This is a genomic window from Streptomyces sp. TBY4 (assembly GCF_024213195.1).
GTDB lineage: Bacteria > Actinomycetota > Actinomycetes > Streptomycetales > Streptomycetaceae > Streptomyces.
On sequence record NZ_JANAVF010000015.1, the window covers coordinates 96444 to 118635 of the forward strand.

A 22192-nucleotide genomic window follows, 5' to 3' on the forward strand; every position below is an offset into this window, starting at 1 on the left:
GCGGGAGTCGGCGGCAACTCTTCGCCAAGTCGGGGCCGGTTGTCCGCCAAGTCAAGACCGGGCCCGGCTTCGTAGGATCCCCGCAGGAGGTCGAGCCTTCTGCGCCGAAGTCGTGGCGCGGCGGACTGAATACGGGGGTAGGCCGGGCTCATGGCAACGAAATTGCTCATGGAGGGTCATGGCCCCGAGGCCACCGTCGAGCAGATCCTGCGGGACGTCCTCGGGGGCGAACCGGACCAGGGGCTGATCGACGTCACGGCCGAGGCCGGCGGGAATTCCCGGCTGCTCGCCGAATGCGCGACCGGGCTCGTGGAGGAAGGGCTGGTAAAGGAGTACGGCGGAACGGTCGGACTGACGGAGCCGCGGGTCCCGGGCCGTGTGGTGGCCTTCGTGAAGCGTCTTCTCGGCGATCTCAGTACGGACTGCCAGCGCTTCCTCAAAGTGGGGGCCGTCCTGGGCCGTTCCTTCATGCTGGAGGATGTTTCGAGGATGCTGGACGAATCCGCGGCCAGCCTGCTTTCCCCGCTGGACGAGGCGATATCCTCCGGTTTCGTCGTCGCCGCGGAACACCAGCTGGTATTCCAGAACGATTTCCTTCTGGCGGGAGCCATCGAATCGATCCCCGCTCCCGCGCGGGGCGCGTTGCGGCGCGAGGCGATGGGCCGCTCCGGCAGGCGCGCGGAGCCGGCGGACCGGCAGTTCTGGGTGACCGGTCACCCGCTGTGGACGGCCGATCGTCCGGCCGGCCCGTCCGAAGGGGCCGCGGCCGGATCCGGAGAGGTCCACTCGAAGTCCCACGGCCTGATCATGGACGGAAGGGCGACGGCGGGAATCCGGACGGCGGAGCGCGTTCTCGCCGCCTCCACGAGTCCGGCTTCCGCACGGCTCGACGCGGAAGCGTCCGTGATCCTCGGGTACTCCCTCCTCGGCACGGAGGAAGCGGAGAAGCGCTCCGCGAGGATCCTGCGGGACCGGGGAGCCGGGCCGGGCGACGTCGCCGCGCTGATGGCGCTCACGGCGCTCTCCCATGCCCGCTGGCGCGCGGGGGAGCTGGGCGAGGGCCTCAGCCTGGGGCGCGCCGCGGTGCGGTACGGCGAGGACGCGGATCCCGTGTGGCGCCTCCATTTCCGGCTGGTACTGGCCGGGAAGCTCGCGAACCTGCGGGAGTTCGACAAGGCCGAGTCGCTGATCGGCGAAGCGGAAGCCGGCCTGCGCGAACGGGGCACACGCGTCTGGGACGCCGCGCCCGCGGCGGTACGGGCCCGGCTGTTCCTCCAGGCCGGACGGTTCGGGGAGGCCCGCCGGCAGGCGGAACCGGCGATCGCGACGGCCGGCCGGGACGCGGTTCCCCTGCTGCGGCCCCTCGCCTGCTCGGTGCTCAGCACCATCCACCTCTACAAGGGGAACCTGCCCGCGGCGACCGAGTACCTGAGGCGGGTGCAGGGGGAGTTCGAGACGGACCAGGCGGTTCTCTACTCGCCGCAGTACGCCTGGACGGAGGTGCGCATCGCGGTGAAACGGGAGGGCCCGCGGGCCGCGGTCGAGCTGTTCTCCGACAAGTACGGCCATCTGCCGACGCAGCGGAGCCTGTACATCGAGGATCTGGCCGCCGCCGCCTTCCTGGTCCGCCTGGCGCTGGACGTGGGTGACACCCACCTCAGGCGCAGCGTCCTCGAAACGGTCGACGGCCTCGCGGGCGACAACCCCGGCATCTCCGTCCTCGGCCTCGGCGCCCTGCACGCGAACGCACTGGTGGACGGCGAACCTGCTGTTCCTGCGCTTCGAGTTCAGCACCGGCGACGCCTCCGGGCACAACACGGCGACGCTGGCCGCGGACGCGCTCCTGACGCACATCCTCGGCGCCATTCCGGGGATCTCGTACGGCTCGATCTCCGCGAACTCCTGCACCGACAAGAAGGCGACCGCGATCAACGGCATCCTCGGCCGCGGCAAGAACGTGGTCACCGAGCTGCTCGTACCGCGGGACATCGTCCGCGACCGCCTGCACACGACGGCCGCGAAGATGGCCGAGCTGAACGTGCGCAAGAACCTGATCGGCACCCTGCTCGCCGGCGGCATCCGCTCGGCCAACGCCCACTACGCGAACATGCTGCTCGGCTTCTACCTGGCGACGGGCCAGGACGCGGCCAACATCGTCCAGGGCTCGCAGGGCGTGACCGTGGCCGAGGACCGGGACGGCGACCTGTACTTCTCCTGCACCCTGCCGAACCTGATCGTCGGAACGGTCGGCAACGGAAAGGGACTCGACTTCGTCGAGGAGAACCTGGCGCGCCTGGGCTGCCGCGAGGAGCGCGAGCCCGGCGAGAACGCACGGCGGCTCGCGGTCATGGTGGCCTCGACGGTGCTGTGCGGCGAGCTCTCCCTCATGGCGGCGCAGACCAACCCCGGCGAACTGATGCGGGCGCACGTCGCGTTGGAGCGCAGGAGCGCGACCACGGCCACGGCTGAGGTCACGGCTACGGCTACGGCCGGCGCCGCCGCGACGACCACGAAGATCGGACGGTAGACATGCCCGGGGATCTTGCGGTCGGAATCCACGACCTTTCCTTCGCCACGGGCCAGCTCGTCCTGACGCAGGAGACGCTGGCCGCCCACAACGGCACCGAGCTGGGCAAGTACCACGTGGGCATCGGCCGTGGACCAGGCGAAGGCGGCCGGCATCCACGTGCACTCGCTGCTGTCGATGCCCTCCGCCACCCGGGTCGTCGAGCTCAAGCAGGCCTGCCGACATCATGGACTTCTGGCGGCCGAACTACCTCACCACCGCCCTGGTCGACGGCAAGGAGTCCGTCTCCGCGTACCTGCAGGCGATGAACGGCGCCTGGAAGGACTACGCCGAACAAGGCGGCCGCGAGCTCGAGGAGTTCGCCGCCTTCTGCTACCACCAGCCCTTCACGAAGATGGCCCACAAGGCGCACCGGGCCCTGCTCGAGAGCTGCGGCAAGGAGATCGACGAGGCCGAGGTCAGCCGCGCCATCGGGCTGACGACGACCTACAACGAGGACATCGGCAACAGCTACACCGCATCGGTGTACCTCGGCCTGGCCGCGCTGCTCGACCAGGCCGATGATCTGACCGGCCGGGCCATCGGCCTGCTCAGCTACGGGTCGGGCAGCGTCGCCGAGTTCTTCGCCGGCGTCCCCGTCCCGGGCTACCGGTCGCACCTGCGGTCCGAGCAGCACCGCGAGGCCATCTCCCGGCGCCGGGAGATCGGCTACGCCGACTGCCGGGAGCGCCGCCAGCGGGCCTTCCCGGTCGCCGGCGGGGACCACCCCGCACCGAGGGAGACCACCGGCCCGTACCGGCTGGCGGGGCTGTTCGGGCGCAAGCGGGCCTACGAGCCGAGGTAGCGGGCAGGTTGCCGGCGGGGTTCCGTGGCGTCCCGCGGTGTCCCGCGGCGCGCCGCCGGCTCACCGGCTCACCGCTGCCGCGGGTTATCCACAGGGGTTTCCGGATCCGGCCGGACACGGGACCTTCGGGACATGACGAACAACAGCCACGAAGCGGCACGCAACCCGTCCGATCCCTCGTCCTCCTCGTCCCACCCGTCCTCGTCCCACCCGTCCTCCTCGTCCCCGTCGTCCTCCTCGTCGTCTCCCTCGTCCTCCTCGTCTCCCTCGTCCACCGGTTCGTCCGGAGGCGTCGACGCATCCCGGATCACCCTGCGCAGCCCGGCCGAACTGGCCGACGCGCTGCCCTACATGCTCGGCTTCCACCCGAGCGACTCCCTGGTCATGGTCGCCGTCCACGGGGAGGCCGGCCGCTTCGGCGGCCGGCTCCGGGTGGGCATCCCCGCCGCACCCGAGGAATGGGAGGACACCGCCCGGCAGGTCGCCGACTGCCTAATCCGCGGCAGCGTACGGCGCGGGGCCAGGCCCGACGGCATCATCGTCTTCCTCTGCCAGGACCCGCGCCGCGGCGACAGCGCGCAACGGGTGATGACCAGGCTGCGCCCGCTCGCCCAGCGGATCCGGCTGGCCTGCGGGGCCCTTGACGTCCCGGTACTGGAGGCCCTGTGCCTCTCCGCCGAGCGGTACTGGTCCTACTGCTGCCCGGACGAGCGGTGCTGCCCCGCCGAGGGCACCGCCCTGGCCGCCCCCGGGACCTCGGTGATGGCCGCGGCGGCCACCTTCGCCGGACTCCGGGTACGCGGCTCCCTCCGGGAGATCGAGCACCGGCTGGCACCGCTGCGCGGGGCGGTGGCCGAGGAAATGGAGGCGGCCCTGGACCGGGCGGCCGTCGCGCTGGTGCCGAAGATCCTCGACGGGGCCACCCGGGAGGAGGTCGGGGCGGAGACCGTCCTGCTCGCCCGCGCGCTGATCCAGCGCATGACCCTGGCCCCGCCGGCCGAAGGCGGCGGACGGGGAGCCGACGCCCGGGACGACGGACTGCTCGGCCACGACGAGGCCGCCTCCCTGATCCTCGGGCTCCAGGACCGGGAGATCCGCGACATCGCCGCCGAGTGGATGGAGGGCGAGGAGGCGGCCCCCGCCCTGCGGCTCTGGCGGGCCCTGGCCCGGCGCTGCGTCGGGGCCTACGGGGAACACGCGGCGGCTCCCCTCACCCTGGCGGGCTGGGTCTCCTGGTCCACCGGGGACGAGCCGACGGCCAGGATCGCCCTGGGGCTGGCCCTGCGGGCGGACGACGGCTACCGCTTCGCGCAGCTGCTCCACCACGCCTGCAACGAGGGGATCGACCCGGAGGGACTGCGGGAGTGCCTGCGGGAGGAGCGCCGCCGCCGGGAGCCGCGCCGGGGGCGCCGGCCCGCACCACCCCGCCGGGCGGGCGCGGCCACCAGGCCGCCCGGCCGCCCGGGCCGGACTCTCGGCCGCCACGAGTCCGGCAGCCGAGAGTCCGGCAGCACGGCGGGGAGCGAGCAGTGAGGCGCGGACGGGGCCGGGCGGCGGGCCTGGTCCTGGGTCGGGCCGGCGGTGGTGGGCGCGGCCCGGGCCGGGTCTGCGGGGACGTGCTCCACGGGTGGCTGCGGGGAGGGGTGCGGGCGGTCCTGTGGTGGCGGCCCCCGCGGAGCCGGGTGCTCCGCCGGGCGCAGCCCCCACCGGGGCCCGTGACCCGGGCGGGGGCGGGGGCGTTGCGCTGGGGGGTGGTGGGGACCCGGCCGCGCCGCCGCCCAGCCGATCCACCCGGAGCGCAGACAAGGCGACCCATGTCCCACCCCGTACCCCCCGCCCGCACGGCTCCCGCCCGGACGGCTCCCGCCCGCAGGGCCGACCTGCCGCCCGTGCACGGCGCCGTCATCTGCGTCTCCGCGCCGTGCCTGGTCGTCTCGCCCGAGCACGGCCAGCTCACCGGGCGGGGGGCCGACGGGATCTACCGGTCCGGGCTGCGGCTGCTGTCCCGCTGCGTGCTGCGCGTCGCCGGCCGGGACCCGGTCGCGGTCCAGGGCCGCAGCCTCGGCGCCGACCGGGCCTCCTTCACCGCGACCGTCCGCACCGGAGCCGAGCCCGGGCCCGATCCCGACGTCGGAGTCGAGCGGATCCGGCACGCCGACGGCACCGAGCGGATCACCCTGCGCAGCTTCACCGGCCGGGCCCTGCGGATCCCCGTGGAGATCTCGCTCGGCACCGACCTCGCGGAGCTGGCCGATGTGGCCGCCGGCCGGGCCGGTCCGGAGCTGCCCGCCGGGGTGCACGCCGCCGGGCTCCGCTGGACCAAGGGCGGGGCCCAGGCCGTCACTGCGGTCGAGCCGCCCCCCGACGACGCCCTGGCCTCGGCCGGGCTGCTGCGCTGGCAGCTCGACCTGCGCCCCGGGGAATCCCGCACCATCGAGCTGCGGACCACCCGGGACCGAGGGGGCCGGGCCGCCGCCGGGCAGGTGGCCAATCCGCTGTCCGGCGACGCCCGCGCCGAGGGGGACGATCCGCGGGCCGAGGACTGGCTGCGCACCAGCGTGCAGGACCTGGGCGCGCTGCTGCTCAGGGACCCGAAGGAGCCGGCCGACAGCTACGCGGCGGCCGGAGTGCCGTGGAGGCTCGGACTGGCCCCGGCGGAGTCCCTGTGGGCGGCCCGCATGGCGCTCCCGCTCGGCACCGGACTGGCCGCCGCGACCCTGCGGATCCTGGCCCGGACCCAGACCGGGGGGCGGGGCGGGGACGCGGGGAGGATCCCGGGGCCGCTGCGGGGGGCGGGGCCGCAGCTGCCCCCGGGGTGCACCGGGACCGAGGCGACGCTCGCCTTCCCCGCGGTGCTCGCCGAAGCCCGGCTCTGGGGGATGCCCGAGGCGGAGCTGGCCCAGCTGCTCCCCGCCGCCGAGCGGTGCCTGGACTGGCTCCGGGGCGCCTTCGGGGAGGACGGCTTCCTGGCCGATCCCGATCCGGGACCCCGGCGCTGTGAAACCCAGGCCCACGCCCATCGCGCCGCGCTCCTGGGAGCCGACCTGCTCGCCGGGTGCGGGCGCCCCGGAGCCGCCGAGTGGCGGGACCGGGCCGCCGCGCTGCGGGAGCGGTTCGCAGCCCGCTTCTGGGTCGACGGCCCCGACGGGGGCCGGCCCGCGGCGGCCCTGCATCCCGACGGGCGGCCCCTGCCCCGGCTGACGGGGGCCGCCGCCCACCTGCTGGACACCGGGCTGCTCGGCGGCGGCAGGCTCGCGCGCGGGCTGCTCGACGGGGTCCGTACCGAGCAGCTGGCCCGGCTCCTCGGAGCCCCCGCCATGGATTGCGGGTGGGGGCTGCGGAGCATGGCGGTCCGGGAGCCGGGGCACAACCCGTTCGGGTACCGCTCGGGCGCGGTACGGCCGTACGAGAGCGCGGTCGCCGTGGCCGGCCTGGCCCAGGCGGGCTTCGAGAAGGAGGCCACGGGGCTGCTGCGGGGCCTGCTGGATGCGGCGGATCGCTTCGGGTACCGCCTCCCGGAGATGTATGCCGCCGAGCAGCGCACCGCGGGCAGCGCTCCGCTTCCGCATCCGGCGGCCTGCCGCCCGGCCGCGGTCGCGGCGGCCGCGGGGATCCACGTCCTGACCGCGCTGGCCGGGATCCGCCCGGACGCCCCCGCCGGAACGGTCGCCCTCGTACCGCTCCCCGGCGCTCCGCTCGGCGGGCTCCGCCTCTCGGGGCTTCGGGTTTCGGGGGAACCCTTCGCCGTCCGGATCAGCCGGCTGGGCCTGGGCATGGTGGAGGAGGCCGCGGATGCGCTGCAACTGGGTGGCTAGTGCTGTGACCGGAAAGGTTCACCGGGTCGCGACGCCCGGCACGGCACCTCGCCGCGTTGTCGGACCGCGGCGGTACGTCCAGTACGAGCCGCGGTCCTCCGCCTTGCGATGCACCGCACCGGACGCCGCGACCCGGCAAACCTTTCCGGCCACAGCACTAGGCGGCGCCCCGCGGATCGGGCCGGATCGGGCCGGGGCTTCCGGTTCCCGGCTCGGAAGATCCCCAAAGCTCTGTTTATCGTCAGGCAGACGACTATGATCGCCGCATGTCGCCCTACGACCCGTCGGCCTTTCCGCCCTTCGCCGTCACCGTCGACCTGGTCGTGCTCACCGTACGGCGCCACGCGCTCTGCGCGCTGGTCGTCCGACGGGGTGAGCAGCCGTTCCAGGGACGCTGGGCGCTGCCCGGCGGCTTCGTGCGCGGGGACGAGGACCTGTCGGCGGCCGCGGCCCGCGAACTCTCCGAGGAGACCGGCCTCTGCGCCCACGACCCGGCTGCTCCGGACGTGGGCAACGGGGCGCACCTCGAACAGCTGGCGACCTACGGTGATCCGAAGCGGGATCCGCGCATGCGCGTGGTCAGCGTCGCGCATCTGGTGCTGGCTCCGGACCTGCCCGCCCCGCGGGCCGGGGGCGATGCCAACAGCGCGCGCTGGGCCCCCGTCGACGAGCTCCTCCAGATGGACGCCCAGACCGGAGCCGGACTCGCCTTCGACCACGAGCGGATCCTCGCCGACGGGGTCGAGCGCGCCCGCTCGAAGATCGAGTACTCCTCGCTGGCCACCGCCTTCTGCCCGCCCGAATTCACCGTCGGCGAGCTGCGCCGGGTCTACGAGGCGGTCTGGGGAGTCGCCCTCGACCCCCGCAACTTCCACCGCAAGGTCACCGGCACCCCCGGTTTCCTGGTGCCGGCCGGGGGAACGACGACGCGTCAGGGCGGCCGCCCCGCCCAGCTGTTCCGGGCCGGCGGGGCCACCCTGCTCAACCCGCCGATGCTGCGTCCCGAGGTCTGAGGACCGGAGGCCCGAGGCGGCCGTGGCCCCTGCGGCGCCGATACACGCCGGATGGGGTTACGGCTTAAATCGGACATATCGCGTTATCTTGTTAGCGGTATTCATCCTGCCGCAGAGCGGTCTCACCCCCCGCGAGAGAAGCGATGCTCCAGGCCATCGGACTCACCAGCACCCCCCGCCGCAACCTCCCGCCCCTCGTGGACGACCTCACCTTCGAGGCCCGCCCCGGGAGCGTGACCGCACTGCTCGGCGAGCCGGGCTCGGGCAAGACCACCGCACTGCGGCTCATGCTCGAACTCGAACCGGGCCGCGGGGTCACCTACTTCCGCGGGCGCCCCCTGCACCGGATCCCGCAGCCGGGCCGCGAGGTGGGCGTGCTCCTCGGAGATCTCCCCGGCAATCCCTCGCGCACCGTGCGCGGTCAGCTGCGGATGCTCTGCGCCGCCGCCGGCGTGCCGGCCGCGCGGGCCGACGCCATGCTGGAGGTCGTCGGGGTCGCGGGACTGCGCGACGAGCGGCTCGGATCCCTCTCGCTCGGCATGGAGCGCAGGGTCGCGCTGGCCGCCGCACTGCTCGCCGACCCCTGCACGCTCCTCCTCGACGAGCCCGCGGCCGGGCTCTCGCCCCGTGAACGGAGCTGGCTGCACGGGCTGCTGCGCGGCCACGCCTCCCTGGGTGGCGCGGTGCTCTTCACCACCGACGACGCGAAGGAGGCCGCCCGCAGCGCGGACCGGGTCGTGAGCATCGAGGCGGGCCGGCTCGTCGCCGACCAGGACGCCGCGGAGTTCGCCCGGACCCGGCTGCGTCCTCGGGTCGCCGTGCGCACCCCGCACGCCGCCCGGCTGGCCGACGTACTGGGCCGGGAGGCGCGGGCGGCCCGGCGCACCGTGGAGATCGTGGAGGAGAGCGGCATCAGGCTGTCCGTCTACGGCAGCAACTGTGCCGAGGTCGGCGAGGCCGCCTTCCGGCACGGCGTGCTCGTCCACCAGCTCGCCGACGAGACCGGCGACGCGGGAGCGCGGCCGTCGCTGCCGCGCGCCCGGGACCACGCCGGGGCCCCGGACCCGGCCGCGCCCGGCGAGGGCACTGCGTCCACCGCGTCCACCGCGTCCACCGCGTCCACCGCGTCCGCCGCGTCCGCCGCGTCCGCCGCGTCCGCCGCGTCCGCCGCGTCCGCCGCGTCCGCCGCGTCCGCCGCGTCCGGCGCGTCCGGCGCGGGTGGTGGCGAGCGGTCGCGCTCCGCCCGGCCGCCTCGGCCCGCCTCGGCCGTGCGCCGGCTCGGTGGCCCGCTGCGGCCCCTGCGCTACGAGCTGCACCGGATCTTCGGCACCGCCACCCCCGCGCTCACCGCCGCCTTCGTCGTCGCCGTCTCCGTCGTCACGGCGCTGGTGCTGGCCCGGGCCGGCCACACCCCGCAGAACAGGTTGCTCGCTGCCTGGCCGGAGTTGCTCCCGTTGCCGCCCGCGGCGCTCGGCGCCGGACTGCTCGGGGCCCTGGCCTTCGGCGAGGAGTACCGCTATCCCGCGCTCGCAGCCGACCGCGGCACCGTCCCGCGCCGGCTCGGGCTGCTCACGGCCAAACTCGGCGTCAGCGCGGCCCTGGCGCTGCTGCTCGGCGCCCTCGCGGTGACCGCCGACGCCGCCGCCCTGACGCTGGTGTTCGGCAGCGCGCCGCTCCGTACCCCCGCAGAGTGGCTCTCCCCGGGCGCCAGTTGGGCGGGTCTGCTGATCGGCTGCGCCTGGGCGGGGGTCCTGGCCTCCGGCGTCTTCCGGTCCGCCTCCGCGGGCCTGGCCGCGGTGCTCGCCGTACCGGTGATGGTCGTACCGCTGGTGCGCAAGGCGCTGGACGGGCCGTCCGCGTACCCGGTCACCGGACTCGCGGAGCGGCTGCGCGGGCTGGCCTGGGCGCAGTGGCCGCCGGAGGCGGACCGGGTGGTGCTCGGGGCGATCCGGGTGATGGCCCAACCGGTGGGAACCGCCCTGGTGTTGTCGCTGATGGTCCTGTTGTGCGCCTATGGGTTCACAGGACTGCGCGGCCGCGTCCGTTTGTGAGGGATCGTTGGTGATCGTTCCGGCGCCGGTCCGGACCCAACGGGACCGTTGTGGTCCACATCAGGTCCGACGGACCGCAACTCCCCGCAAAAGGCCCGGTTCTTTACGATAAGTCGTCAATTGCGTAGGTGGCACCGATCACCCTTTCGTGTGCTTTTCACCAAAGACCTCAAGGGTCGCGGAGACACGGCCGACAAAGGATTCGTGAGTACCCTTGCGCACACCATGATGACCGCCGCCCGCCATGCCGATTCCGGCCTCGCCGGCGCGGGCGAACTCGACCGCTACCCCTACCCGGAGGCCTCGGGGGCCGACCGGGTGGGAGTGCCCCACTGGGACGGATCCGACGTCGAGTTGAGCCGGGTCGGCCGCCGCGCCGCCGGCAGCCGCGGCCGCGGACTGCACGGCCAACTCGTCCAGCAGCTCGGCCAGATGATCGTCTCCGGCGACCTCGGCGCGGACCGCCCGCTGGTCCCCGAGGAGATCGGGCAGCGTTTCGAGGTCTCCCGCACCGTCGTCCGCGAATCGCTGCGGGTCCTGGAGGCCAAGGGCCTCGTCAGCGCCCGCCCCAACGTCGGTACCCGGGTCCGTCCGGTCGCCGACTGGAACCTGCTCGACCCCGACATCATCGAGTGGCGCGCCTTCGGCCCGCAGCGCGACGACCAGCGCCGCGAGCTCGGCGAGCTCCGCTGGACCATCGAACCGCTGGCCGCCCGCCTCGCCGCCGGCCACGGCCGCCCGGAGGTCCAGCAGCGCCTCGCCGACATGGTCGAGATCATGGGACACGCGCTCGGGCAGGGAGACTCGATCACCTTCGCGCGTGCGGACAACGAGTTCCACGCCCTGCTCATCCAGGTCGCGGCCAACCGCATGCTGGAACACCTCTCCGGCATCGTCTCCGCCGCCCTGCAGGTGTCCGGCGCTCCCGTCACCGCCTGCGACCGCCCCAGCGAGACCTGCGTCGCGCACCACGCGCGCATGGTCGAGGCCCTCGCCACCGGTGACGCGATGGGCGCGGAGAACGCCATGCGCCAGCTCCTGACGGTGCATCCGGAGGTCGAGCGCGTGGTCCCCGCCCCGCGCGAGCACTGACGGGCGGCGGCGCGCGGGCACGGGTGAGGGCGCGGACCTGCCGGTGGGGCGCCGCTCCCGGGCGGCACCCCCGGCCGGAGCCGGGGGAGTCGTCCGGCCCGCGAAGCGGGGCGTGTTCGGACACACCGGGCGTGCAGAAATAACGGTATGACCGGCATGGCATCGAACGGGGTGTGACTCGGGCCACGAAGATTGGGCGTAACGCTCCGCGAGGTCACGCGATGACCTAAGAGGTGATGGCCGACGGAGGGAAGACAGCAGCCCTTGGGGGTGCTGTGCAGCTCCCCGGCCCCTGCCCGCGCCCCCGGCCCATCCCCAGTCGGTGGTCGTCGGCTCCGGTCCAGCACCACCAGGCCGGGGTCGGAAGCCGTTTCCATCGTTCCGAGAGGTTGTTCGTGTCGGCCAGCACATCCCGTACGCTCCCGCCGGAGATCGCCGATTCCGAGTCTGTGATGGCGCTCATCGAGCGGGGCAAGGCCGAGGGGCAGATCGCCGGCGATGACGTGCGTCGGGCCTTCGAGGCTGACCAGATTCCTGCGACCCAGTGGAAGAATGTTCTGCGCAGCCTCAACCAGATCCTCGAGGAAGAGGGTGTGACGCTGATGGTCAGTGCCGCGGAGTCGCCCAAGCGCACCACCCGCAAGAGCGTCGCAGCGAAGAGCCCCGTCAAGCGGACGGCCACCGAGCCCGTCGCCAAGAAGGCGGCAGCGGCGGCCGTGCCCGCCGCACCGGACGCGGTGGCCGAGGTGGCGGAACCGGCGCCCGTCGACATCGACGCCGGACTCGCGGAGGGGACCGCGACCGAGCCCGCCGCCAAGAAGACGGCGGCGAAGAAGACGGCGGCGAAGAAGGCCGCGCCCGCCAAGAAGACCACGGCGAAGAAGACGGCGGCGAAGAAGACCGCCGCCAAGAAGGACGCGGACGAAGCGGGCGAGGAAGAGGCCGGGGAAGAGGGTCCCGGAGCCGCCAAGGCCGAGTCCGAGGACGAGGAGGAAGGCGCCGAGAGCAAGGGCTTCGTCATCTCGGACGACGAGGACGACGCCCCGGCCCAGCAGGTCGCCGTGGCCGGCGCCACCGCCGACCCCGTCAAGGACTACCTCAAGCAGATCGGCAAGGTCCCCCTCCTCAACGCCGAGCAGGAGGTCGAGCTCGCCAAGCGCATCGAGGCCGGGCTCTTCGGCGAGGACAAGCTCGCCAACTCCGACAAGCTGGCGCCCAAGCTCAAGCGCGAGCTGGAGATCATCGCCGAGGACGGCCGCCGGGCCAAGAACCACCTGCTGGAGGCCAACCTCCGCCTCGTGGTCTCCCTCGCCAAGCGCTACACCGGCCGCGGCATGCTCTTCCTGGACCTGATCCAGGAGGGCAACCTGGGCCTGATCCGCGCCGTGGAGAAGTTCGACTACACCAAGGGCTACAAGTTCTCCACGTACGCCACCTGGTGGATCCGGCAGGCGATCACCCGCGCCATGGCCGACCAGGCCCGCACCATCCGCATCCCGGTGCACATGGTCGAGGTCATCAACAAGCTGGCCCGGGTCCAGCGCCAGATGCTCCAGGACCTGGGCCGCGAGCCCACCCCGGAGGAGCTGGCCAAGGAACTCGACATGACCCCCGAGAAGGTCATCGAGGTCCAGAAGTACGGCCGCGAGCCGATCTCCCTGCACACCCCGCTCGGCGAGGACGGCGACAGCGAGTTCGGTGACCTCATCGAGGACTCCGAGGCGGTCGTACCGGCCGATGCCGTGAGCTTCACGCTCCTGCAGGAGCAGCTGCACTCGGTCCTCGACACGCTGAGCGAGCGCGAGGCGGGCGTGGTCTCCATGCGCTTCGGCCTCACGGACGGCCAGCCGAAGACCCTCGACGAGATCGGCAAGGTCTACGGGGTCACCCGTGAGCGCATCCGCCAGATCGAGTCGAAGACCATGTCGAAGCTCCGCCACCCGTCGCGGTCCCAGGTGCTGCGGGACTACCTCGACTGACACGGACCAGGACCGGAAGGGCCGGACCGGGCGCGGCGCGGGGGTCGCCGCAGGTCGTCGCCGGTGGCCGCGCGGGTGCGCACGGCCACCGGGCGTCCCACTCTGAGTGGAGTCATGCACACTCGGAGTCAGGAGGCCTCATGCGTCGTCCCTTTGCCCGTGTCCTGGCGGGAGCGCTGACCCTGGCGGCGGGAGCGGCGGCGGCGCCGCTCTTCCAGGCGCCGCGAGCGGCCGCGGACAGCGTGGTGATCGGCGGGAAGCCCGTGAAGGTGGCCGACGCCCCCTGGGTCGTGGCCCTCGCGAGCCGTGACCGGTTCGGGGGTACGCGCGGCGGCCAGTTCTGCGGGGGCGTGCTCGTCACCCCGACCAAAGTGGTGACCGCGGCCCACTGCCTGGGGCGTCAGGTGCTGGGCGGCCCGGTCGACTCCGTCCGCGACTTCCAGGTGATCACCGGCCGTACGGAGCTGCGCGCGAGCGAGGGCCGGGAGATCGCGGTGCGTTCCGCCCGGGTGAACCCGGCGTACGACCCGGGCAGCAATGCCGGCGACCTGGCCGTCCTGGAGCTGGCCGAGGCCGTGGCCGCGCAGAGCGTGCTGCCGATGGCCGATCCCGGGCATCCGGCCTACGGGGCGGGCACCGAGGCCGCCGTGTACGGCTGGGGCGACACCAGCGGCTTCGGTGACTACGCCTACGCGCTGCGGGCCGCCAGGGTGACGGTGCTGGCGGACGAGGTGTGCGGGCGGGCCTACCCCGGAGACGCCGACGGTCAGTACCGGGCCGACTCCATGGTGTGCGCGGGGGACCGCGAGGGCGGCAAGGACGCCTGCCAGGGGGACAGCGGCGGCCCCCTCGTGGCCCAGGGCCGGCTGATCGGGCTGGTGTCCTGGGGGCGCGGCTGCGGGCGCGCCGACAGCCCGGGGGTGTACACGCGCGTCGCACCGCTGATCGGCTTCGTCACCGACCCCGTCAGCGGCCCGGAGGCGGCCCGGGGGGAGCTGGGCCGTCCTGGTGCCCGGGGGATGCTGGGGATCGGCGTACGCCCCGCCCAGGGGCCCGGGAGGGGCCTCGCGGAGGGGGACCGGCCCGCGCCGAAGCGCTGAGCCCGTCCGCCGAGCCCGTCCGCCGAACCGTGTCCGGACATGAGGACGGGCGGTCCCTCTGGGTCGCAGAGGTACCGCCCGTCGACCGGCTTCGCCGGTCCTGGCTCGTCGGATGCGAGGTGTAGGCCTGTGTCAGCGGTCCTCGGGTTCGGCGGCACTGGCCGCCGGAGCGGACGTAAGCCGCTCGGTCTCATCCTGTATTTCCGCGGCGATCTTCTTGAGTTCCGGCTCGAACTTGCGCCCGTGGTGGGCGCAGAAGAGCAGTTCACCGCCGCTCAGCAGGACGACGCGCAGATATGCCTGGGCGCCGCAACGGTCGCATCGGTCAGCGGCCGTCAGCGGGGTCGCGGGTGTCAGAACAGTAGTCACGTCGCCTCTTCTCTAGCTCGACGAGCTGTCGTACCAGGGTCAACATCCAACCAGGCCGAAAACGTTCCCGCTCGCGGCTTTTCCTCGAAACTTCCTTCCGAAGCTGGCCGGCCGTTGCCGGTTGGCGGCGAAGGAGCCGTATTGCGTTGCTTTACGGTTTCGCGTTGTCAGGTCGTTCGCTTGTCGCAGTTCTGCCCTCTCCGGCTGAGTGCCGGTTGTTCATGAGGACGTGCCCGAACACTAAATGGTTCATGCGCGGAAGGGAACGTGATGTTTGCTTCACTCCCACGGGGGATCGAACATGCGTACGGACCTGCACTAGGCTGAGGAAGGGGCTGGGGTGGCGTTGCATCGGCTCTACCAGGCCTCGGTACCCTTCCAGCGGCAACCGAGCCACCACTGCGCCCGACCGGGCCAGAAAAAGAATTCAGCGAGGAGCGAACTGCGTGACCGCCGACACGTCCGTGCCTTCCAGCGCACTGCTGACCGGAGCAGACCGGGACGGCTCCAACTACACCGCGCGGCACCTGCTCGTCCTCGAAGGCCTCGAGGCCGTCCGCAAGCGCCCCGGCATGTATATCGGCTCCACCGACAGCCGGGGCCTCATGCACTGCCTCTGGGAGATCATCGACAATTCCGTCGATGAGGCCCTGGGCGGCTACTGCGACCACATCGAGGTGATCCTCCACGAGGACGCCTCCGTGGAGGTCCGCGACAACGGCCGCGGTATCCCCGTGGACGTCGAGCCCAAGACCGGCCTCTCCGGCGTCGAGGTCGTCATGACCAAGCTGCACGCCGGCGGCAAGTTCGGCGGCGGGTCGTACGCGGCCTCCGGCGGCCTGCACGGCGTGGGCGCCTCCGTGGTCAACGCCCTCTCCGCCCGTCTCGACGTCGAGGTCGACCGGGGCAGCTCCACGCACGCGATCAGCTTCCGGCGCGGCGTCCCCGGCATGTTCACGGAGCAGGGCCCCGACAGCCCCTTCGACCCGGCCAACGGCCTGCGCAAGGTCAAGCGGATCGCCAAGGGCAAGACCGGCACCCGCATCCGGTACTGGGCCGACCGGCAGATCTTCCTCAAGGACGCCAAGCTCACTCTGGACACGCTCTACCAGCGCGCCCGCCAGACGGCCTTCCTCGTGCCCGGCCTGACCATCGTGGTCCGCGACGAGCGGGCCCTGGAAGGGGCCGGCAAGACCGAGGAGACCTTCCGCTTCGACGGGGGCATCAGCGAGTTCTGCGAGTACCTCGCCCAGGACAAGGCGGCCTGCGACGTCCTGCGCCTGACCGGCACCGGGACCTTCAAGGAGACCGTCCCGGTCCTCGACGACCGCGGCCACATGACCCCCACCGAGGTCACCCGCGAGCTCGGCGTGGACATCGCCCTGCGCTGGGGCACGGGGTACGAGACGAACGTCAAGTCGTTCGTGAACATCATCGCCACCCCCAAGGGCGGCACCCACATCTCCGGCTTCGAGCGCTCGGTCACCAAGACCGTGAACGAGGTGCTGCGCTCCGCGAAGCTGCTGCGCGTGGCCGAGGACGACGTGGTCAAGGACGACGCGATGGAGGGCATGACGGCGGTCGTCACCGTCCGCCTCGCCGAGCCGCAGTTCGAGGGCCAGACCAAGGAGGTGCTCGGCACCTCGGCGGCCACCCGGATCGTCGCGGCCGTCGTCGCCAAGGAGCTCAAGGCCTTCCTGACCTCCACCAAGCGGGACGACAAGCAGCAGGCCCGCTCGGTGATGGAGAAGATCGTCGCGGCCGCCCGGACCCGCATCGCGGCCCGTCAGCACAAGGAGGCGCAGCGCCGCAAGACCGCGCTGGAGTCCTCCTCGCTGCCCGCCAAGCTGGCCGACTGCCGCAGCGACGACGTGGAGCGCAGCGAGCTCTTCATCGTCGAGGGGGACTCGGCGCTCGGTACGGCCAAGCTCGCCCGGAACTCCGAGTTCCAGGCGCTGCTGCCCATCCGGGGCAAGATCCTCAACGTCCAGAAGTCCTCGGTCTCGGACATGCTCAAGAACGCCGAGTGCGGGGCGATCATCCAGGTCATAGGAGCCGGCTCGGGCCGGACCTTCGACATCGACGCCGCCCGGTACGGGAAGATCGTCCTGCTCGTGGACGCCGATGTGGACGGCGCGCACATCCGCTGCCTGCTGCTCACGCTCTTCCAGCGCTACATGCGCCCGATGGTCGAGGCGGGCCGGGTCTTCGCGGCCGTTCCGCCGCTGCACCGGATCGAGCTGGTCCAGCCCAAGAAGGGCCAGGACAAGTACGTCTACACGTACTCGGACAACGAGCTGCGCCAGACCCTGCTGGAGTACCAGCGCAAGAACATCCGGTACAAGGACTCGATCCAGCGCTACAAGGGCCTCGGCGAGATGGATGCCGACCAGCTGGCGGAGACCACCATGGATCCCCGCTTCCGCACCCTGCGCCGGATCAACATCGGCGACCTGGACTCGGCCGAGTCGGTCTTCGACCTGCTCATGGGCAACGAGGTGGCTCCGCGCAAGGAGTTCATCACCAGCTCCGCTGCCACGCTGGACCGCTCGCGGATCGACGCCTGACCTCACCGGGGCCGCCGGAAGCCACCTCGGGACCTCCGGTGGCACTTCCGCGGCACTGGCACACCGGTGCTCTCCGCTCCATCACCTGATGGAGTGAAGAGCACCGGGACACCAGTCCGGAAACCGTCCCTCCCGCACATCCTTGTGGGCACGCGGCCACTGCGGCGGCGGACAAGGAGAGTTCGGTGGACAAGCACGAAGGTCGTGATGCCGGAACGATCCGGCTGGACGACCCCTGGTACGACGCGCTGGCCGTCGGCTGGGGCGAGGGCGGCGGCACGGGCGAGGCGCCCGGCGGCTCGGCGGGCGGCGCGGAAACGTCACCGCCGAACTCCTCCCCGGGCGGCACGCCCCCGCGCGCGGCGTCCGACATCTACCTCGAAGTGCAGCGCAGCGCCGCCTTCCAGGAGGTGCGCAGCCGCTACCGCAGGTTCGTCGTCCCGGCGACGGTCGCCTTCTTCCTCTGGTACGTCGCCTACGTGATCGCCGCCACCACGGCGCCCGGCATGATGGCCCGGCCGGTGTTCGGATCCGTCAACGTGGCCCTGCTGGCGGGCCTCGGCCAGTTCCTCAGCACCTTCCTGCTGACCTGGGCCTACGCCCGCCACGCCCGGCTGCGACGGGACCGCGCGGCGCTGGACCTGCGCTGGACGGTCTTCGAGCAGGAGCAGGTCCGCCGGGCGGACGCGGGGGAGCGCACCCGCGCACGGGGGGCCGGCCGGTGACCACCGAGCACCAGACCCTGGCGCTGCTCCTGTTCAGCGTCTTCATCGCCGTCACCCTGGGCATCACCACCTGGGTGAGCCGCAACCGGCACGGCTCGGCCGAGGAGTTCTACGCGGGCGGCCGGCTGTTCTCCCCGATGGAGAACGGTTTCGCCATCGCCGGCGACTACATGTCCGCCGCCTCCTTCCTCGGCATCTCCGGCCTCATCGCCCTCTTCGGCTACGACGGCCTGCTGTACTCGGTGGGCTTCCTCGTGGCCTGGCTGGTCGTCCTGTTCCTCGTCGCCGAACTCGTCCGCAACTGCGGCCGGTTCACCCTCGCCGACGTGGTCGCCGCGCGGATGAGCGAGCGGCCGGTGCGGATCGCCGCCGGCACCTCGTCGGTGGTCGTCTCCGTGCTGTACCTCGTCGCGCAGATGGTCGGCGCGGGCAGCCTCGTGGGCCTGCTGCTCGCCGATTCGGGCCGGACCGCGCGGACGCTGACCGTCATCGGGGTCGGCGCCCTCATGGTGATCTACGTGTCCTTCGGCGGCATGCGGGCCACCACCTGGATCCAGATCGTCAAGGCCGTGCTGCTGATGGGCGGGGCGATCACCCTGACGGTGCTCGTCCTGCTGCGCTTCCACGGGAACTTCGACCAGCTGCTCAGCACCGCCGCCGAGCGCAGCGGGCACGGCGACCGCTTCCTGGGCCCCGGGCTCAAGTACGGCGGGGACTGGACGGCCCGCTTCGACTTCATCAGCCTCGGGCTCGCCCTGGTTCTGGGGACGGCCGGGCTGCCGCACATCCTGTCCCGCTTCTACACCGTGCCCACGGCGCGGGCGGCCCGCCGGTCAGTGGTGTGGGCGATCGGCCTCATCGGCGGCTTCTACCTGATGACCATCGTGCTCGGCTTCGGCGCGGCGGCACTGCTCGGGCCGGATCAGGTCAGGAGCTCCAATGCCTCGGGGAACACGGCGGTTCCGCTGCTCGCGGCCTTCCTCGGCGGCGGGGCCGATTCGACCGGCGGCGCGGTGCTGTTCGCCTTCGTGGCGGCCATCGCCTTCGCGACCATCCTCGCGGTGGTCGCGGGGATCACCCTCGCCTCCTCGGCCTCCGTCGCGCACGACCTGTACGCCTCGCTCAAGCGCCGCCACGCCCGGCAGCGCAGCGAGGTGGCGGTGGCCAGGGTGGCGGCCGTCGGGATCGGGGCGGTGGCGATCGCGCTGGGTCTGCTCGCACAGGACCTGAACGTGGCCTTCCTGGTGGGCCTGGCCTTCGCGGTGGCGGCCTCGGCGAACCTGCCGGTGCTCCTGTACTCGCTGTTCTGGCGCGGTTTCACCACGCGGGGCGCGGTCTGGTCGGTGTACGGGGGGCTGCTCCCGGCCGTGGTGCTGGTGGCCTTGTCCCCGGTGGTCTCCGGCAGCCCCGAATCGCTGTTCCCGGGCGTGGACTTCCAGCTCTTCCCGCTCCAGAACCCGGGCCTCGTGTCCATTCCGCTGGGCTTCCTGGCGGGCTGGCTGGGCACCGTGACCTCGGCGGAGGAGCCGGACGAGCGGCGGCACGCCGAGACCGAGGTCCGCTCGCTGACGGGGGCCGGGGCGGTTTAGGGCGCCACGTCACCCCAGGTCACCCCGGGGTGGGCGGGCGCCAGGCGTAGCGGTGTTCCGGGCGGCCCGTCTCGCCGTACCGGAGGGCGAGGACGACGCGGCCGGCGCGGTCGAGGAGCTTGAGGTAACGCTGTGCGGTCTGGCGGCTGATGCCCGCGCGGTCGGCGATCTGCTGGGTGGAGAGCGGGCCCTCGGCTGCGCGCAGGATCCCGCGCACCAGGTCGGCGGTGGTGGGGGAGTGGCCCTTGGGGAGGTCGCTCGGGGCGTCGGCGCCGGCCGCGGCGAGGGCGCCGAAGATCCGGTCCACCTCCGCCTGTTCGGCCTCGCCGCCCGTGTCCAGGGTGCGCCGCAGGGCCCCGTAGGCCTCCAGACGGGTGCGCAGGCCCGCGAAGGTGAAGGGCTTCACCAGGTACTGGAGGGCGCCGAGGCGCATCGCGGCCTGGACGGTGGCCAGGTCGCGGGCGGCCGTCACCATGATCACGTCGGTCCCCCGGCCGTGCTCGCGCAGGCGCCGGACCAGGTCGAGGCCGTTCCCGTCCGGGAGGTAGTGGTCGAGGAGGATCAGGTCCACCGGGTGGGACTCCAGGAGCTCCAGCGCCTCCGCGGCGCAGTGGGCCCGGGCCGTCGTGCGGAAGCCGGGCACCCTGTCCACGTAGGCCTCGTTGATCCTGGCCACGCGCGGGTCGTCGTCGACGACCAGTACCTCGAACTCGCTGAAGTCCCTCATCGCAGGGCCTCCGGGAGCACGACGGAGAACTCCGCCCCGCCGTCCGCCGCCTCGCCCGCCCGGACCGTGCCGCCCTGCCGTTCGGCGAGGCGCCGCACCAGGGCGAGACCGAGGCCGCGTCCGCGGTGGGCGCCGGCCGGGGGCTGCTTGGTCGACCAGCCCTCCGTGAAGATCTCCTCGCGGCGTGCCACCGGGACGCCGGGGCCGCTGTCGCGGACCAGCAGCACCGCGGTGCGGCCCTCCGCCCGGACGTCGACCTCGACCAGCGGTGCGGCCGAGCCGACCGCGGCGTCCAGCGCGTTGTCGACCAGGTTGCCGAGGATGGTGACCAGGCCTCCCGGATCGACGAGGCGGTCGGGCAGCAGAGCGGAGTCGGCCAGCCGCAGGGGGACCCCGCGCTCCGCCGCGACCGTGGCCTTGCCCATCAGCAGGGCGGCGAGCAGGGGGTCGTGCACCTTCTCGGTGACCTGCTCGGCGGTGCTGCGGTGCACGCCGACCACCTCCGTGACGAACTCCACGGCTTCCTCGTACAGGCCCAGTTCCAGGAGGCCCAGGAGGGTGTGCAGCCGGTTGGCGTGCTCGTGGTCCTGGGCGCGCAGGGCGTCGATCAGGCCCTTGGTGGAGTCGAGCTCGCGGCCCAGGTGCTCCAGCTCGGTGCGGTCGCGCAGGGTGGCCACGGCTCCGCCGTCCTCGGTGGGCATCCGGTTGGCGAGCAGGACCCGGGTGCCCTGGACGGTGAGCAGGTCGCGGCCGGTGACCCGGCCGGTGAGCACGTCGGCGGTGCGGCCCGCGCCGAGCACCTCGTCGAGGGCGCTCCCCGCGAGGGCACGGGCCTCCTCGGGCGCCAGGCCCAGCAGCCGGGCCGCCTCGTCGTTGACCAGCCGGATCCGGCCGGTCCGGTCGAGGGCGATCACGCCTTCGCGGATGGAGTGCAGCATCGCCTCGCGTTCGGCGAGCAGGCCCGCGATATCGGAGAAGGCCAGGTCGCGGGTCTGCCGGTGGATCCTGCGCGAGAGCAGGTAGGCGGCCAGGGCCCCCGCGGCCAGGGCGCCGCCCGCGTACGCGAGCAGCCCCGGGATGGCGCCCAGCAGGCGGCCCTGGACGCTGTCGTAGGCGATGCCGACCGATACGGCGCCGACGATCTCGCCGTCGGCGGCGAGCAGGGGGACCTTGCCGCGCGCGGAGCGGCCCAGGGTGCCCTCGTCGATCTCCATGACCTCGCGCCCCGCCAGGACGTCCGCGGGGTCGGTGGAGACGGGCCGCCCGATGCGGTCGGGGCTCGGGTGCGAGCGGCGGATGCCGTCCAGGTCGAGGACCACCACGTACTCGGCGCCGGTGGCCGAGCGGATCCGCTCCGCGGAGGCCTGGACCGGGCTGTCGGGCGAGGGGGCCGAGCCGAGGAGACCGGCGGCCACGGCGGGGTCGGCGGCGGTGCTCTGCGCGATGGCCAGGGCGCGCCGCATGGCCTGGTCGTCGAGCTGCGCGCTCAGCGGGGCCAGGAAGAGGCCGGTGGCCAGAGTGAGGACCCCGGCGGCGATGGCCAGCTGGGTCAGCAGGATCTGGGAGGCGGCCCGTCTGGGGAGCCCGAGGCGCCGAGCGCTCATGTGGAGGAACCGCGGGGACTGCATGAGTACGAACGGTAGGACGGTTCGGGCGTAAGTGGAATGTGGCCCTGTCACGCAAATCTCTTGCGCTATTTGCGCCCAGCTTGCGCAAGAGATGACGGCATGAAAGTGCGGTCAGAGATGTAGACGACTCGGCAAAGCTCTGCAACTCTCGCACCGCACACCGCAA

General features: G+C 73.0%; 16 protein-coding genes. 12 read left to right on the forward strand and 4 right to left on the reverse strand.

Annotated features, from left to right (window positions below; all coding sequences use genetic code 11):
- Nucleotides 1–51 precede the first annotated feature (51 nt).
- Entirely contained in the window at nucleotides 52–798 is a 747-nt protein-coding gene (locus NLX94_RS29510) for a hypothetical protein (RefSeq protein WP_254386157.1), read from the reverse strand.
- A gap of 847 nt (nucleotides 799–1645) precedes the next feature.
- Between NLX94_RS29510 and NLX94_RS29515 the strand changes: the two genes are divergently transcribed.
- The 9 genes from NLX94_RS29515 (at nucleotide 1646) to NLX94_RS29555 (ending at nucleotide 14421) form a co-directional block, all read left to right on the forward strand.
- The gene (locus NLX94_RS29515) at nucleotides 1646–2527 is read left to right on the forward strand and encodes a hypothetical protein (RefSeq protein ID WP_254386158.1); all 882 of its coding nucleotides are present in this window, start codon (nucleotides 1646–1648) and stop codon (nucleotides 2525–2527) included.
- A gap of 226 nt (nucleotides 2528–2753) precedes the next feature.
- Nucleotides 2754–3371, forward strand: a complete 618-nt coding sequence (locus tag NLX94_RS29520) for a hydroxymethylglutaryl-CoA synthase (protein ID WP_254386159.1) — start codon at nucleotides 2754–2756, stop codon at nucleotides 3369–3371.
- Between the two features lie 132 nt (nucleotides 3372–3503).
- Complete coding sequence (locus tag NLX94_RS29525) at nucleotides 3504–4904, forward strand: DUF4192 domain-containing protein (RefSeq protein WP_254386160.1); 1401 nt, start codon at nucleotides 3504–3506, stop codon at nucleotides 4902–4904.
- Nucleotides 4905–5185: 281 nt separating this feature from the next.
- On the forward strand, nucleotides 5186–7186 hold the full coding sequence (locus tag NLX94_RS29530; protein WP_254386161.1) for a glycogen debranching N-terminal domain-containing protein: 2001 nt from the start codon (nucleotides 5186–5188) through the stop codon (nucleotides 7184–7186).
- Nucleotides 7187–7452: 266 nt separating this feature from the next.
- The gene (locus NLX94_RS29535) at nucleotides 7453–8199 is read left to right on the forward strand and encodes an NUDIX domain-containing protein (protein WP_254386162.1); all 747 of its coding nucleotides are present in this window, start codon (nucleotides 7453–7455) and stop codon (nucleotides 8197–8199) included.
- Between the two features lie 143 nt (nucleotides 8200–8342).
- Nucleotides 8343–10250 (forward strand): ATP-binding cassette domain-containing protein, encoded by a 1908-nt coding sequence (locus NLX94_RS29540; RefSeq protein WP_254386163.1) that lies wholly within the window; start codon nucleotides 8343–8345, stop codon nucleotides 10248–10250.
- A 150-nt stretch (nucleotides 10251–10400) separates the two neighbouring features.
- Entirely contained in the window at nucleotides 10401–11342 is a 942-nt protein-coding gene (locus tag NLX94_RS29545) for a FadR/GntR family transcriptional regulator (RefSeq protein WP_308402574.1), read from the forward strand.
- Nucleotides 11343–11731: 389 nt separating this feature from the next.
- Nucleotides 11732–13321 (forward strand): RNA polymerase sigma factor, encoded by a 1590-nt coding sequence (locus NLX94_RS29550; RefSeq protein ID WP_302170654.1) that lies wholly within the window; start codon nucleotides 11732–11734, stop codon nucleotides 13319–13321.
- A 140-nt stretch (nucleotides 13322–13461) separates the two neighbouring features.
- Entirely contained in the window at nucleotides 13462–14421 is a 960-nt protein-coding gene (locus NLX94_RS29555; RefSeq protein ID WP_254386165.1) for a serine protease, read from the forward strand.
- Between the two features lie 132 nt (nucleotides 14422–14553).
- Here NLX94_RS29555 and NLX94_RS29560 read toward each other — a convergent pair whose 3' ends face one another.
- Complete coding sequence (locus NLX94_RS29560) at nucleotides 14554–14790, reverse strand: hypothetical protein (protein ID WP_112449103.1); 237 nt, start codon at nucleotides 14788–14790, stop codon at nucleotides 14554–14556.
- Nucleotides 14791–15236: 446 nt separating this feature from the next.
- Here NLX94_RS29560 and NLX94_RS29565 point away from each other — a divergent pair, with 446 nt between their 5' ends.
- From NLX94_RS29565 to NLX94_RS29575, 3 genes are all read left to right on the forward strand, one after another.
- Entirely contained in the window at nucleotides 15237–17357 is a 2121-nt protein-coding gene (locus NLX94_RS29565) for a DNA topoisomerase IV subunit B (RefSeq protein ID WP_254386166.1), read from the forward strand.
- A gap of 185 nt (nucleotides 17358–17542) precedes the next feature.
- Complete coding sequence (locus tag NLX94_RS29570) at nucleotides 17543–18082, forward strand: DUF485 domain-containing protein (RefSeq protein WP_254386167.1); 540 nt, start codon at nucleotides 17543–17545, stop codon at nucleotides 18080–18082.
- Nucleotides 18079–19671 carry a cation acetate symporter gene (locus NLX94_RS29575; RefSeq protein ID WP_254386168.1) on the forward strand — a complete coding sequence of 531 codons (1593 nt, stop codon included), beginning with the start codon at nucleotides 18079–18081 and terminating at the stop codon, nucleotides 19669–19671. The genes NLX94_RS29570 and NLX94_RS29575 overlap by 4 nt, the downstream gene beginning before the upstream one ends.
- A 19-nt stretch (nucleotides 19672–19690) precedes the next feature.
- Here NLX94_RS29575 and NLX94_RS39120 read toward each other — a convergent pair whose 3' ends face one another.
- On the reverse strand, nucleotides 19691–20398 hold the full coding sequence (locus tag NLX94_RS39120) for a response regulator (RefSeq protein ID WP_302170655.1): 708 nt from the start codon (nucleotides 20396–20398) through the stop codon (nucleotides 19691–19693).
- Complete coding sequence (locus NLX94_RS29590) at nucleotides 20395–22002, reverse strand: sensor histidine kinase (protein ID WP_254386169.1); 1608 nt, start codon at nucleotides 22000–22002, stop codon at nucleotides 20395–20397. Before NLX94_RS29590 ends, NLX94_RS39120 begins: the two co-directional genes overlap by 4 nt.
- Nucleotides 22003–22192: the final 190 nt, after the last annotated feature.